The organism is Desulfotruncus alcoholivorax DSM 16058 (assembly GCF_000430885.1).
Lineage (GTDB): Bacteria > Bacillota > Desulfotomaculia > Desulfotomaculales > Desulfallaceae > Desulfotruncus > Desulfotruncus alcoholivorax.
Genome location: NZ_AUMW01000014.1, coordinates 1 through 14,378, shown reverse-complemented (window position 1 = coordinate 14,378; position 14,378 = coordinate 1). Strand labels below are relative to the sequence as shown.

Below are 14,378 nucleotides of genomic sequence, written 5' to 3'. Positions count from 1 at the left end.
CGTGATATTTAAATTTTACACTGACCCCCTGAGGAAGTTGGAGAGGAGATCGAGGCCGTATTCGGAGAGCATGGATTCCGGGTGGAATTGTACGCCTTCCACCGGCAGGTGCCGGTGGCGCAGGCCCATGATTTCTCCTTCTTCGGTCCAGGCGCTGATCTCTAATTCAGGGGGCAGCGTCTCCCTCTCCACCACCAGGGAGTGATAGCGGACCGCTTTAAAGGGAGACGGCAATCCGGCAAAAATTGATTGGCCATCGTGATAAATTAAGGAAATTTTGCCGTGCATGGGTACCCTGGCCTTGACGATTCTGCCGCCAAAGGCCCGCCCGATGGCTTGCAGCCCCAGACAAACCCCCAGGATAGGCATTTTACCGGCATACTGTTGAATTGCCTGCAGCATAATCCCTGCCTCATCCGGGATGCCCGGTCCCGGTGAAAGTACCATGTAACCCGGGGCAAGCTCCATAATTTCCGGGACGGTAACCATATTATTGCGCTTAACCAGAACATCCTCACCCAGCAGGGAAAGATATTGCACCAGGTTGTAAGTAAACGAATCATAGTTGTCAATCATCAGCAGCAACGCAGGTCACCCCTTTTACGGACAAATAAAAAGCCGGCACTCAAATGAATGAGCGCCGGCTTTATACACGCCGGTCTGCACTCATCTCAGCTCCTCTCAATATTAAAAAACTCAACTAAACTCAACTAAACTCTCATAAAAAATATTCACTTATTAAATTAATTTACTACTGTTAACAGCTACTGTCAATGGCTTTTTTTCAATTTTCCAGGCCCAGAGTTTTGAACATGGCGTCTGCTTTGCGGGCCATTTCCTCGCACTCGCTCCGGGGATTGGAATCGGCCACAATTCCGGCACCGGCCTGGATATAAGCTGTGTCGTCTTTAATCACCAGCGTCCGGATAGCAATGGCGGTATCAAGGTTTCCGTTGAACCCCAGGTAACCCGCGGACCCGGCGTAAATCCCGCGCCGGGTTGGCTCAAGCTCGTCAATTATCTCCATTGCCCTGACCTTGGGCGCGCCGCTCACCGTGCCGGCCGGGAAACACGCTTTAAGCGCGTCCAGGGCGCCAACCCCGGGTTTCGGAACGCCCTCCACCCGGGAAACAATATGCATAACATGGGAGAAATACTCTATATCCATAAAACGGGGCACTTTGACACTGCCGGGCAGACACACCCGCCCCAGATCATTGCGCCCCAGGTCAACCAGCATCAGGTGCTCGGCCCTCTCTTTTTCGTCTTCAAGCAATTCAGCCGCCAGGCGGCTGTCTTCCTCCGGAGTTTTGCCCCTGGGGCGTGTACCCGCAATAGGACAGGTGGTCACAACCCCGTTTTCCGCCCGTATTAGCATTTCCGGTGAAGATCCCACAATTTTAATCTCGCCAAAATTAAAGTAGAACATATAGGGGGACGGGTTTACGCTTCTTAGCCGCCTGTAAACGGCAAAAGCATCGCCTTTAAAACCTACTGAGTAGCGGCGGGAAAGCACAACCTGGATAATATCGCCGGCTCGGATATACTCCAAAGCACGTCCTATCCGCCGGGTCAAAGCCTCATCCGGCAGGTCAACCTTCACTGCGCCGTTTAAAGTAAACTCTTTGGGTGCAGGCAGGGGGTCAAGTAACTTTTGGTCGATTTCCTCTAGTTTATCAATTGCCCGGCTGTATGAAGCGGCCGGATTTTGCGCGTCCACCGGCATATTGACAACAAAGGTGACGGTATGCCGGACATGGTCATAAATAACCACTGTGCCGGGCACAAATTGCATGCAGTCCGGCAGTTCCAGCTTATCGGCGGGAGTACCCGGAAGTTTTTCAATAAACCTAACGGCATCGTATGCAAGATAGCCCACCGCCCCGCCGTAAAACCTGGGTAAAGTTTTAATCAGGGGTACCCGGTAATGGCCAAGTAATTCTGTTAATGCCTCTAGAGGCGGGCCATCGGCAACCACAGACCCATCTTGGAAAGCTGCTTCCCCCTTGCCGTTTTTGGAGCAAAACGTCACCAACGGGTCCATGGCTATAAAGGAATACCTGCCCAAATGGCTTCCACCTTCGACACTTTCCAGCAAACAACAGGGACCATTACCCGATAATTTCAAAAACAGGGTAATGGGTGTTTCAGTATCCATCACTTTTTCGGTATACACGGGAATCAGGTTGTAATTCCGGCTTAGCTCGTGATATTCATTCAATTCAGGGTAAACCATATTAACATCTCCCTAAGAAAAATAAAAAACAGCACTCAAATGAGTACCGTTAATAAACGCTACATACTCACCTAAGCTCAAAAAACTCTCCTCAGCTAAACTCAACTCTTTTTCCTATGCACTTACACATACGTTGGGGACATTCCTCCGACCCCAAAATTTTGACCCCAAAAAGGAGGTGTGTCCCCTTTCATACGTTGGGGACATTCCTCCGACCCCAAATTTTTACCCAAAAGAGGAGGTGTGTCCCCTTTCCTTAAATATTATAAACTAGAGTACGGGAAGTCAACCCCAAATCTTTAGAACTGGTGGTGATTTGCTTGTTTGCAACATATATTCTGACTGTCAACTTAATTACTTTTCTCCTGTTTGGACTGGACAAACGCCGGGCCCACAACGGCAGGCGGCGCATCCCTGAAAAAACCCTTTTCGCCCTGGCGCTGGCCGGGGGAGCGCCGGGAGCACTGGCTGGAATGCGGTTTTTTAGGCATAAAACCCGCCATCGTACATTCACCCTGGGCTTGCCGGCAATTTTGCTGGTACAATTATTGATGGCATATTATTACTACTTTATGTAATTTCATGGAACGGGAGGATCAGCATGGGTTTTTAAAAAAAGCACGTTCATGCGCTTTTTTTAGTTTTCTAAAATAACTCGCCGCCAAGCAGGTAACACTAAACAGAAAAAGGCTGGTGGCGAAAAATGCGCTTCTTTATATTTTTACTGGCTGCCCTGATGCTTTGGCCGGCCTCGACCACGGCGGGAAATTACTCCGATGATTCTCATATTCCCGGCCGCAATTATAAAATAATGATTGGTGGCCAATTACTGGCAATTACTTCACGGCGGCCATATAACGGCGATGAAATTTTCTTTCCCGACGGGCGTCACTACCGGGTTAAGGATCACAAGGGCACAATCTACCGCGCGGTTTCAATGGGCAAGGATAAGGCACTGCTTGGATTAAACGAATATTTCTCCAACCTTGAAGCTGTACCTGTTTCCACACAGGTACAGTTTAGGGGTCCTATTGCCATCTACCACACCCATACCGATGAATCTTATCTACCATCGGACGGCCGGGCCTCCATTCCCTACCACGGGGGGATCTATCAGGTTGGGGGAAGGTTTAATCAAAAGCTTGAAGCTATCCATATCAATACAAGGTGGGACAAAACACCCCATGATCCCCATGATGCTAACGCTTATATGCGTTCCCGGCGAACCGCAGTTAAATTGCTTAAATATAACCCGGCAGCCATGTTCGATATCCACCGTGACGGGGTGGATGACCCCAATGTCTACCGTGAAAATATTAAGGGTATTAATATCAGCCAGCTGCAAATCATCGTTGGCAGGCAAAACCCCAAAATGCACGCCAATCTTGACTTTGCCAAAAAATTAATGTCTTACACCAACAAGCAGTATCCGGGCCTGGTAAAAAGCATTTATCTTGCTCATGGAAATTACAACCAGGATCTGCTTCCCACAGCCCTGCTAATCGAAGCCGGAACTTACACTAACTATAAATCAACCGCCGAAGATGGCATAGCTCTGTTTGCCAGCATTGTGCCCAAAATGATGGGACTGATAAATAAACCCGTTCATCCGGTCCAACCCACAGGGGCAGACCGGGCACCGCTAAAGACAGCTGCATTTATCATCATGCTGGTTTTAGTAATGGGCGCAGCCTTCGTAGCCATCAATGCAGGCTCAGATGAGCTGGATAAACTCAGACAGCGAATTACCAGCCGGGTACCGGTTGAAAAAATACAACCATTCCTGGCCAGGGCTGGTAACGCACTGGACACCGGCGCCAGTAGTTTAAAAGAAAAATCAGCGCGTGTATCCCGAAGAGCATTTGAAAAATCCCGGGATTATGTAAGGCAATATTCCGAGAAAAAGAAAATTAGATAAATATTATCATTATGATATAATTCTATCTTGAGGTGTTGTCAGTGACTTCATCATACAAAGCCATATTGATAGCGCTGGTGGCTTTAATCGCCGTCATCCTGGGTGGCAGTTTTGCATTTATGAAATTGGAAGGTTTCAGTTTCATGGATGCCATTTGGCTGACTGTGATAACTATAACCACCGTCGGGTTCGGGGATGTTGTGCCCAAATCTCCGGCCGGACGGGCAATTGCCTTGCTTCTGGTCGTCAGCGGGGTATGGTTGTTTACATATGTGTTGAGTAATATTTTTTCTGGCTTGGTTGAAGGTCAACTGGTTGATTTATGGGGGAAAAGAAAAATGCTAAACAAAATCAATACCCTTAAAAACCACATCGTAGTCTGCGGTGCCGGCCGGGTAGGTCACGAGGTCGTGCTTGAGCTGTTGAACTACAACACCCCGTTTGTTGTGATAGAAAAAGACGAATCAAGGCTGGAAGAGTTACGCGAAATGGGGGTCCTGTTCCTGGCAGGCGATGCCACCGAGGACAAACTCATGGAATTAGCCCGTGTGGAACACGCCCAGGGAATAATAGTCACCCTGCCCGATGACGCGAGCAACCTGTTTGTTACGATATCCGCCAAAAACTTTAATCCCGGCATTCGCATCATTACCAGGGCCAACAGACCGGAAAATATTAAAAAAATAAGCCGGGCTGGTGCAGACACGGTAATTTGCCCCTCGGCCATGGCAGGTAACCGAATGGCCCTCTCAGCCATAAAACCCGCAAGCGTTGCCTACGTTCAAACACTGGTTGAAACAAGGGAAATAAACCTGGAGCTGGAAGAATTAATATTAGCCGAAAACTCTGCCTTAGCCAACCTGCCGCTAAAGGATTCCGGGCTCAGGGAAAGATTTAACGCCCTGCTGCTGGCCATTAAAAGAGACGAAGAAACACTGGTCAACCCGCGTCCCGATGAAATGCTGCTGCCCTGGGACATACTAATTGTGTGCGGCCCGGCAGAAAAACTGGCCGAACTGGAAAAACTGGCGGCAGGTAAAACTCTAAGACCAGCGACAACCTGACAGGTTTTTTATAACTTCTCACCGGACAGCGTGCGTGCAAAAAAGTTCACCCTCACGGGTGAACTTTAATTTAACTTTTATTCGCTTATTTCAGGCTTTTTATTTGGTTTAACGTTAGGGTTCGTTTCTTTAGTCAGTGGCTTGGCAAATTCGTAACTGAAACTGCCCGGGGTACCCTTCTTCTTAAATTTGTCCTTGTCTTTGTTCACCATAATCCCTCCTTTCTTCAGTCAGTATGACAAAAAAAACTATAATTATACCTTTAAGGGGTCGGGATAATAAAAATAATCGCTCATTTCAGGTGAATAGCATTTTTATCCTCCGGTATGATAAAATACATCAGTATAAAACTACTGGAGGTATGCACATGATTGATCCCATTGCTGTAAATATTGGTCCTTTGCACGTGAGATGGTACGGAATTATTATGGCCTCCGCCTTTGTAATAGGCATTTACCTGGCCTATCGCAGGGCTGAGCGCAATCATATCGACCCCAACCATATACTTAACATGGTTACTTTAATCATTCCGGCTTCAATTATTGGAGCGCGCATGTACTATGTAATTTTTGCCTGGAACAACTACCGCAGTAATCCCCTTGACGCATTGGCCATCTGGCACGGAGGCCTGGCCATCCATGGCGGTATCATAGGAGGTTTGCTGGCCGGGCTTTATTATGTTCGCCGGTACGACCTTCCCATCTGGAAAATTGCAGACATTATGGCACCAAGCTTAATCCTGGGACAGGCCATCGGAAGATGGGGCAATTTTATCAACCAGGAGGCTCACGGGGGGCCGGTAACAGAACAGTTTATTAACCATTTTCCTGCTTTTATTAAAAACCAAATGTATATTAACGGGAGTTATTATCACCCTACCTTCCTTTATGAATCAATGTGGGACTTTCTAGTTTTTCTATTTCTGATGTGGCACTGGCCCAGGAAAAAGGCTCAGGGTGAAATAGCACTGCTGTACCTGATCCTTTATTCTGCAGGACGGTTCTGGATTGAAGCAATGCGCACCGACAGCTTGATGCTGGGTCCAATACGGGTAGCACAACTGGTTAGTATAGTGCTGATCATAACCGGAGTTTTAGGCTTATATTATTTATATCGAAGAAAAAGCCATACTTAAAAGCAAACTACTGGCGCATGAAACATGTTGCATAAAAAAACAACCCTGGTTTTAGGGTTGCAGCATTACATATAATTTGTAAAAAAAATAGCGGAAATTTTCATACAAGGTAAGTACTTCGACAGAATTCTATTTATTCCTGCAAAATATAATTATTTTTTAAAGTATATGTTTTTATAAACCCCAAACAGTCCATTCGGCAGCCCGTTGTAGCCGGCGTAGCAGTAGACTTGCAGGTAACCCTTGAAACACGCCAGGAATTTACGTGGATGTTCGCTCAAACAGATCAGTAAAAATATTTTTATGTTATAATATAAGCTAATTTAAAAATTATACTATAAATCAAGTTTTATTGAGGAAGTTATATGGACAGCAAGCTTTTTATTATAAAGTAGTTAGGCCCTATTTACCCAAACTGCAGATCAATGAAAACGAAATACAACCACACATTGAAAAAGATGATGAAGCAATATCCCTTGATTTTAATATTTTTATTTTGATTATTTTTATCTAATTTAAAGTGATTGCAAACAGTTAAACCAAAACAAAAACTTAGAGCCACCTACCAATAACAGTACCAATAATAATGAAAGTCAAAGCAATGAGGATGACGATTTCGGCCGGGTGCGCTCCCGGCCGTGTGGCTTTGCCATATTCATATTATTAAGCTGTTAGTATTATCAGGTATCTTATCTGCCGTGTTAACCGCTTGTTTACAATTTTTACTCGCTTTCCTCAATCAGCGCCCTGGCTGCGGTCAGCGCCAGCACCTCGTTGGAACCATCTTCAATTAGTGCTGCCCGGGCGTCCCTCAGCAGTTTTTCAATGTAATATTCTTTGCTCACCCCGTAGCCGCCAAACAACTGGACTGCTTCGTGGGCGATTTCAAAAGCTGCATTGGTGCAGTATACTTTGGATAAGATGGAGTAACGAGTTACCGGCGGGAAATTGGTGAAATTGTAATTCATTACCGCCCGGGATATAGCCCGGGCCGTTTCTACCTTCTGGAACATGTCAAAAAGCTTTTTTTGCACCAGTTGGTGTTCGCAAAGAAGCTTGCCGCCCTGCACCCTCACCTTGGAGTAAGCCAGCGCCTCTTCAAAGGCGGCCCTGGCTACGCCGGTAAAGATAGCTCCCATCGTGGCGTTGGCAATGGCCAGCGTGGCGTCCAGCATAGTTTCGTAAGTATCGGGCTGGGACAGCATAAAATGCTTAGGCAACCGTACATTATCAAAGTAAATCTCTCCCTGGGGCAGTTCCCGCTGGCCCATCTTGTCCAGGCTTTTGCCTTTGGAAACTCCGGGTAAGTCCAAAGGCACCACGGCCACACCGCCGCCGGCCAGCCCCATGGATTTTTCAATATTTAAAAAGAGAAGCGCGTGGGTGGCTTGCGGCCCGTTGGAAACCCAGGATGATTTTTGCCCGTTCAACACCCAAACGTCACCGTCCAGCCGGGCCGAGAGCTGGCCGGTTATTTGGGGGTCATTAAACCAGGGCATCCCTACGGTGAGCTGGTCGGAGCCGTGGTTTGGTTCGGTGATGGCCCAGCAGCCGATGAAGCTGTTGTCGGTTTTCTCCACAAAGGGTTTAACAACTTCATCGATCACCTTATCCTCGTCGTCGGGAGCCATTGATGCGAAGAAGGCCGGAAAACAATCCACTCCGATGGATACGGCAAACCCTGCGCTCCCCCAGCCTATTTCTTCCCAAAATATGTGAGCTTCAAGGGGTGAGAGCCCCAACCCACCGTAGTTATCCGGGATATACACCGTATGGTAGCCCAGTTCCTTCATCTGGCGCATACAGTCCCAGTACACCGAATCCTTTTTCAGCACATCCTCCGGGTTGGCTAATTTATCCAGTTCCATGGCTGCCGGGCGCAGTACTTCCCCGGCAAATTTATGCATTGATTTTTTTAAATCCAGCTGCTCATCAGTCAATTCAATATTTAAATCCAAATATTCCATATTCATCCCACCTTATCCATTTAATTTGAAAACATTAGCGGCTTGGGGGCTGAAACCAGCTTTGAGAAGCCGATCCAGGTTCTTTTCCGAAGCTGTTTTGGGGATCTCCTCCACCACCTGTATATAGGAAAGAACAGCATTGCGCTCCAGCCCGGCCAAGCAGGCGGCAAATATAGACCGGGGGTCAACTGTTTTGCCCGGGAAGGGCACCACCGCAGCAACAATATCGCTTTCCCCGGGCGCACCGGATGCAGCTGGAATGCCGTAAACGCAAACATCACTGACATCGGGATGCTGGGAGATTATTCTTTCCACGTAGCCAGGCTGGACAAAATCACCCTGCCTCCTTAAACCGCCGCCGGCGCGAAAATCAAAGTAAAACCAGCCTTCCTCGTCCCGGTGGCACATATCCCCTGTCCTGAGCCAGCCGCCCCGGGTTTTTTCCGCCGATGCCTTCTGGTTGCCGTAATACTCCACGTCGGTGCTGCCGTGCACCATGCGGCAGATTAACTCACCAATCTCCCCTGGCGCACATTCAGTATCGTCATCCCGGACCACTTTCATTTCCATCACGCCGTCCAGGGGTTTGCCGAAGGAACCGACGGGGCCCACGCCCGGTGGATTATGGGCAAAACCACCTTCCACAGCACCATACCATTCGTGAATTTTGACGTTAAACCGCTTTTCAAAATCATGCCAGATAGCCGGGGGCGTGCCGGCGCTGATCACCATGCGCACTGGATTGTCGTCGTCGTTTGCCCTGGGCGGTTCGCTGTAGATGCCCATCATCATGCCGCCCAGTAGGGAAAAGGTGGTGCAGCCGTATTGGCGGCAGATGTCCCAGATCCTGCTCTTGGTAAATTTGTGGCTAAAAACCGCCGGTATACCCAGGGCCAGGAACGGAATAAGGGTCACGGCTTGGGCGTTGCCATGGGTGAGGGACAGTCCGGTGTAAAGCACGTCGGTTGACTGGTAGCGCCAGATGTTTTTGGCAAATAGGGCGTACATGCTCAGGCGGTCTTCCTTGACCATCACCCCCTTGGGGTTACCGGTGGTTCCGGAGGTGTAGATAAACTCCAAAGGGGTATTGGCATCGTTTTTCCGGTTGTCTTGAGGGCTGGTTTGAGGTCCTGCCAGTATTTCATTCAAGCTCGGGAACCGGTCGTTGACCGCAACTCCGAATAACTCTTTATAACTTACGCCCAGCACCGGACAGGCATTTTGGTCCAATTCCAGACAGTCTATTTCATCCAACAAGTCGGCTGCCACAAACACGCCGCGGGCATTGGAGTTCTCCAACTGGAACCGGAGTTTGTCACCCCGTGAGCGGGGGTCTACGGGCACCATCACCGCGCCGGTCGCGGAGGCGGCCCACAGGGCGTATACAAATTCCGGGTGGTTGCGCATAAACACCGCGAATTTATCACCCTGCCCGATGTTGTGCTCCCGCAGCACCCGGGCAATTTTGCAGCCGTTTACAAAAATGTCTTCGAAGGTTAAAACCTCTGCCGGGTATTCTCCGTATTCAAAGGTCAATATTTTAAAACCGGGTTTTTTTTCCGCCGCTGCCTCCACTTGATAGGAAAGCAAATTCATATTTGCCGTAGTCACTGCAAAACCTCCTATCTGGGCAGGCTGTACTTGTCACAAACCGCCGGGTACATTTCATGCAAGGGTTTGAGCAGCGGCAGCATTTTCATTACTTTAGACATAGAACCCTTGGAAACAAAGAGCTTTTTAGCCAGGGCCGCAGGCAGCGACAGCTCCTTCAGCCAGAATTTGTGGGCGGTGTCCCCGGCCAGGGTCATTTCCACGTCAGCTTTTAAATTTTGGTCGCCGGTGAGCACGCCGCCCGGTGTAACCCAAAGCGTCCCTGCCGGGTCGGACAATTTATACTTAATGGTCAGCTCCGCATCCCTGAACTTTTTCCGCTTTCGGGATGTTCCAGCAGCTGGCTCCACAGGCCGCCCAGTATTTCATACATTTGTTTGGTATCCTTATAAACTGCCATTTTAATTTCCCTCCCTGTTTAATATGGAAACTAACTAATTGATTCAAAGATGTGAATGGTCATCGCCGCTTCCTCGTACCCGATATTGCCCCCGCCGTTTTCGGTCATACCAATCCTGGCGCCCACCACCTGGCGTTGGCCAGCCTCGCCCCTTAACTGGGTAACAACCTCGTGAACCTGGGCCAACCCCGAGGCCCCGATGGGGTGCCCCCGTGATTCCAGGCCCCCGGAGGTGTTGACCGGCAATTTACCGCCCAGCCGGGTGGCGCCGCTTTCTGAGAAAATACCCCCTTCCCCCGGCGGGCAAAACCCCATAGCCTCCAACTGGTGCAATTCTCCAAAAGCGGTGGCGTCGTGCAGTTCGGCCAGATCAATGTCCTGCGGGCCCAGCCCGGCTATTTGATAAGCCCTTCTGGACAGGCGCTCCCCGATATCCTCACCGTCAATTGGACGATCCTGCCCGGAACCCAGCACCGAAGCCAGGATTTTGACCGGGCGGGCTCCCGTCAGTTTTTTAAGAAAATCACCGGAGCAGAGAACAGCGGCGGCGGCGCCGTCCCCCACCGGCGAACACATGGCCCTGGTCAGGGGATAGGAAACCGGCGGGTCCGCCAGTACTTCTTCCACGGTCATATCCCGCTGGATTTGCGCCAGAGGGTTCAAACTGCCATGGAAATGGTTTTTGGCGGCAATTACTGCCAGTTGTTTCTGGGTGCTTCCGTACTTGGCCATGTGCCAGCGGGCCACGGAGGCATAGATGTCCATGAAGATGCTGCGCCCCCGGCCGGGTTCATCCTGGGCGACCTGCGGGCTGTAAAGTTCATTTAACTGCATCAGGGTATTGATTTGCTCGACTGATTTTTCCACATCAATACATGAGGCGTAGGATTGCAGGGACAGTGCTTTGTTCTCATGGGATATCTTTTCCACGCCCAGGGCCAGGACCAAATCGTAAGCTCCCGCCGCGATGCCAAGGTAAGCCAGGTGAAAAGCGGTGGAGGCCCCAGCGCAGGCATTTTCCGTATTTACGATGGGTATGCCCTGGATTCCCAGCGGCCTTAAAAGCACCTGACCACGGATGGAGTGCTGATTGCTGAACATGCCCCAGAAGGTGTTGGACACGTATGCAGCCTGCAGCATATTCCCGTCAATGCCGGCATCCCGCAGTACGATTTGCACCGCTTCCGCGGCCATCCCCTTGACGGTGGCCGTAAGGTGTTTCCCAAAACGGTTCATCCCCACCCCAATAACATAAACATCCCGCATAACCGTTCTCCTTTCGTCATTATTTCTTGTATTTTGCCGCAATCCCGGGCCCGTACTTATCAACGATCTCCGCCATTTCCATGATTACCTCATACATGCGTTCCTCTGATTCCAGCTGGGTACCCCAGTTTATAAAGTGGGTTTCCTCCCACCAGCGGTCGGTGGATTTAAACGCCGGCTTGCCGCTGCCTGCAAATCCCAGGAAATTGATGGGCAGGGTATTGAACATGGTTTTTATATGGTCTTCATAGGTAAACTTTTTGTTCATTACCTCCCGGCTGTACCAGACCAGTTCCTTGCAGGGCCCCACCGATATACCCAGAATAGAGCTGGCCTCCGGCAAATACCCCAGGGTCTTGGCCGCACTACCGGTGGAACCCTGGACCCGGTTGTCCACATTGTGCTGCCAAGCTGCAGCCGCAGCCCAGTCGCAGGCGATGCCCACGTCAAGTATTTTCCAATTGCAGGATGGGCCGCCGCCCACCAACCCTTGTCCCAGGTTTTCCCTGGCGTAAGCATTAAATTCCTTGCAAGTGGGGAAGCCGCAGGCACCGCAGTTCCAAGCCATTTCCGAAATGGTGGCGTCGGCACCAATCAGCACCAGCACCGGAGGGTAACCGGCCTCATAGGTCTCTTTAAGGGTCATGTAGTCCCAGGCCACAAATTGGGAGATTTTGGCCATCGCGCCCAGCATTTCAATTATAGGTACTAGATCGTCTCCGGTGACAATTTCCGCTTGTAGTTTTGCCCGGCCGGTAGTAAGTGGCGCCTTATAGGCGGCCTGTATCATACTTTTTGCTACCTCCAGTAGATGCTCCTGAGCGGCCGTTTTTCCGTCGTACCTCGGCATGTTATTCTTCCTCCTTCCGCTTGGGAATCCACTTCCGGTAATCAAAGGTAGTCACTGTGCGGGGAGTGATATATTGTTTGCGGGTGTTTTCCAGTACCTTTGTCATATTAATTAAGTGGTAGTCGGGATTAATATCCACATAGGGGTTCTTGGCCAGGGTGGCCAGCGGAATACCCACCACCATGCCGGAGTTTTTACAGTAGCCCAATTTTAGCCCGGCGAGACCCACGATTGTAAATGGCCGGGCATCTATGAAAAGCCTGGCCGCCAGCCACAGAGCGGAACCAACCGCAAAGCCCAAGTCATTTACCCTGGCTGTGCACAGGGGACCCCTAATTAAAGTTTCGGAACGGCGGTCGGTGGTATCCACCATACCGTATTTGGTCTTCTTGCGCTCGTAAAAATAACTGCAGTCGGGTTTACCCCCGCACATGCCGCAGCCCGCATCCAGGGGGTTATCCTCCGCCATGCGGGATCCAAGGAAGATAACTGCATCGCTCTCCCGGACCATCACCGCCTCGTATTTGAACATCTCTTCCCACGCCTTGTTGGTGTAAGCAAGCTCTTCCATTTTCCGGGCGATTTGATCCTGCTCGTCCTGCCCGTAAACCAGTTCCGCTTCTACATGAGACACTCCACCGGCAAATGGGGCAGTCAGGGCAGCGTTAATCATCAGCCGGGCCGCTAAAATACTCCCTTCACGCCTTCTTAAATCCTGAGGGGATGTCCCGTACCCCTTTTGATGGACACTTGAAACACAAGTATAATAGAAGTTGAAAGGGGTTAAAAAGATGTCAAAGCAATACAGTGCGGAGTTTAAAATGGAGGCTATAAAACGGGTAGAAGCATCTGAAAGTTCCGCAGCATCTGTTGCAAAAGAATTAGGTTTAAAAACCAGCACGCTACATGGTTGGTTAAAAAGATATCGTGAAAAGCCTGAAATACCATTCCCAGGTAGTGGGAAATTGAGCCCAGATGACGAATTGATTAGAAAACTTGAACGACAGAATCGGGAACTCCGTGAGGAAAATGAAATCTTAAAAAAGGCGGCAGCTTACTTCGCGAAGAACCTGAAGTAAAGAGGTTTGAATTCATTAAAGCTAACCGCAATAAATTCCGGGTGGCGAAGCTGTGCAAGGTGCTTGTTGTTTCAAGAAGCGGTTATTATGCATGGGAGAATCGCCCGAAAAGTGTAAGAGAATTAAAGAACGAATTAATCAAGGAACAAATTAAATTGATACACAAGAAGACAAAACAAACTTACGGTTCTCGTAAAATTACCCAGGAATTACGCCGTAAGGGTGAATTGGTTAACCACAAGCGAGTAGAGCGGCTAATGAAACTGGAAGGCATTAGCTCTAAGCTAGCTAAAAAGTATAAGGCAACAACAAATTCAAAGCACCACCTACCAGTGGCGGAAAATATTTTAAACCGGGAGTTTACAGCAACGAGACCCAATATTAAAATGGTCAGCGATATAACCTACCTATGGACAGAAGAAGGCTGGCTTTATATAGCTGCTGTAATGGATCTATGTGGCCAAAAAATAGTTGGGCTCTCAATGAGCGAGCGCATGACGAAAGAGCTTGTTATTAATGCTCTGGATCGCGCCTGTAAAAGGTATAAAGTAGCCCCGGGGGCGTTAATCCATTCCGATCGTGGTAGTCAGTATTGCTCAAACGATTATCAAAATTACCTTAAGAGGCATGGATTTATTTGCAGCATGTCCCGGAAAGGGAACTGCTGGGATAATGCCCCGATGGAGGCCTTCTGGGGGAAAATGAAGTACGAGTGGCTCTGCGAACAACGTTTTCTAACTCGTGAACAAGCTCGCGCCGCAGTATTTGAATATGTTGAGATATTTTATAACAGACAGCGATTACATGAGACCAATGGCTACCTTACACCGGAGGAATATTACTCTGCCGCAA

The 14,378-nt window shown here is 49.3% G+C and carries 14 protein-coding genes; 5 read left to right on the top strand and 9 right to left on the bottom strand.

All coding sequences use genetic code 11. The annotated features are described in order from the left end of the window. Positions 1-15: 15 nt before the first annotated feature. Positions 16-585 carry an anthranilate synthase component II gene (locus tag H569_RS0108030; protein ID WP_027364573.1) on the bottom strand — a complete coding sequence of 190 codons (570 nt, stop codon included), beginning with the start codon at positions 583-585 and terminating at the stop codon, positions 16-18. Between the two features lie 199 nt (positions 586-784). Continuing rightward, positions 785-2,236, bottom strand: a complete 1,452-nt coding sequence (gene trpE, locus H569_RS0108025) for an anthranilate synthase component I (protein ID WP_027364572.1) — start codon at positions 2,234-2,236, stop codon at positions 785-787. Positions 2,237-2,556: 320 nt separating this feature from the next. Between trpE and H569_RS0108020 the strand changes: the two genes are divergently transcribed. The 3 genes from H569_RS0108020 to H569_RS0108010 all read left to right on the top strand — a co-directional run bounded on the left by H569_RS0108020 (position 2,557) and on the right by H569_RS0108010 (position 5,218). Further along, positions 2,557-2,814: a DUF1294 domain-containing protein gene (locus tag H569_RS0108020; protein ID WP_407638047.1), complete on the top strand. Its 258-nt coding sequence runs from the start codon at positions 2,557-2,559 to the stop codon at positions 2,812-2,814. A 125-nt stretch (positions 2,815-2,939) separates the two neighbouring features. Next, positions 2,940-4,154, top strand: a complete 1,215-nt coding sequence (gene spoIIP / locus H569_RS19675) for a stage II sporulation protein P (RefSeq protein ID WP_051273452.1) — start codon at positions 2,940-2,942, stop codon at positions 4,152-4,154. 41 nt (positions 4,155-4,195) lie between these two features. Further along, positions 4,196-5,218, top strand: coding sequence for a potassium channel family protein (locus H569_RS0108010; RefSeq protein WP_034629970.1), 1,023 nt, complete (start codon positions 4,196-4,198; stop codon positions 5,216-5,218). Between the two features lie 77 nt (positions 5,219-5,295). Here H569_RS0108010 and H569_RS23330 read toward each other — a convergent pair whose 3' ends face one another. After that, positions 5,296-5,427: a hypothetical protein gene (locus tag H569_RS23330; protein ID WP_257720098.1), complete on the bottom strand. Its 132-nt coding sequence runs from the start codon at positions 5,425-5,427 to the stop codon at positions 5,296-5,298. Positions 5,428-5,585: 158 nt separating this feature from the next. On the opposite strand from H569_RS23330, the gene lgt reads away from it, so the two are divergent. Then, positions 5,586-6,353: a prolipoprotein diacylglyceryl transferase gene (lgt, locus tag H569_RS0108000; RefSeq protein ID WP_027364569.1), complete on the top strand. Its 768-nt coding sequence runs from the start codon at positions 5,586-5,588 to the stop codon at positions 6,351-6,353. A 722-nt stretch (positions 6,354-7,075) separates the two neighbouring features. Here lgt and H569_RS0107990 read toward each other — a convergent pair. The 6 genes from H569_RS0107990 to H569_RS0107960 form a co-directional block, all read right to left on the bottom strand. Then, complete coding sequence (locus tag H569_RS0107990; RefSeq protein ID WP_027364568.1) at positions 7,076-8,320, bottom strand: acyl-CoA dehydrogenase family protein; 1,245 nt, start codon at positions 8,318-8,320, stop codon at positions 7,076-7,078. 12 nt (positions 8,321-8,332) lie between these two features. Continuing rightward, positions 8,333-9,931, bottom strand: a complete 1,599-nt coding sequence (locus H569_RS19670) for an AMP-binding protein (RefSeq protein ID WP_207637533.1) — start codon at positions 9,929-9,931, stop codon at positions 8,333-8,335. Positions 9,932-9,942: 11 nt separating this feature from the next. Then, the gene (locus H569_RS0107980) at positions 9,943-10,209 is read right to left on the bottom strand and encodes a hypothetical protein (RefSeq protein WP_027364567.1); all 267 of its coding nucleotides are present in this window, start codon (positions 10,207-10,209) and stop codon (positions 9,943-9,945) included. A gap of 152 nt (positions 10,210-10,361) precedes the next feature. Then, a complete protein-coding gene (locus H569_RS0107970) occupies positions 10,362-11,597 on the bottom strand; it encodes a thiolase family protein (RefSeq protein ID WP_027364566.1) in 1,236 nt (411 codons plus the stop codon). Between the two features lie 19 nt (positions 11,598-11,616). Beyond that, positions 11,617-12,447, bottom strand: coding sequence for a DUF2148 domain-containing protein (locus tag H569_RS21270; RefSeq protein ID WP_051273450.1), 831 nt, complete (start codon positions 12,445-12,447; stop codon positions 11,617-11,619). A 1-nt stretch (position 12,448) separates the two neighbouring features. After that, positions 12,449-13,120 carry a DUF2148 domain-containing protein gene (locus H569_RS0107960; RefSeq protein ID WP_027364565.1) on the bottom strand — a complete coding sequence of 224 codons (672 nt, stop codon included), beginning with the start codon at positions 13,118-13,120 and terminating at the stop codon, positions 12,449-12,451. A gap of 118 nt (positions 13,121-13,238) precedes the next feature. Here H569_RS0107960 and H569_RS0107950 point away from each other — a divergent pair. After that, positions 13,239-14,378, top strand: a protein-coding gene (locus tag H569_RS0107950) for an IS3 family transposase (protein ID WP_207637532.1) whose coding sequence is annotated in 2 segments (ribosomal slippage) — positions 13,239-13,497 and positions 13,497-14,378 — 1,141 coding nt annotated over the 2 segments. Because the reading frame shifts where the segments join, the coding sequence is not laid out codon by codon here. This gene is flagged as partial in the annotation.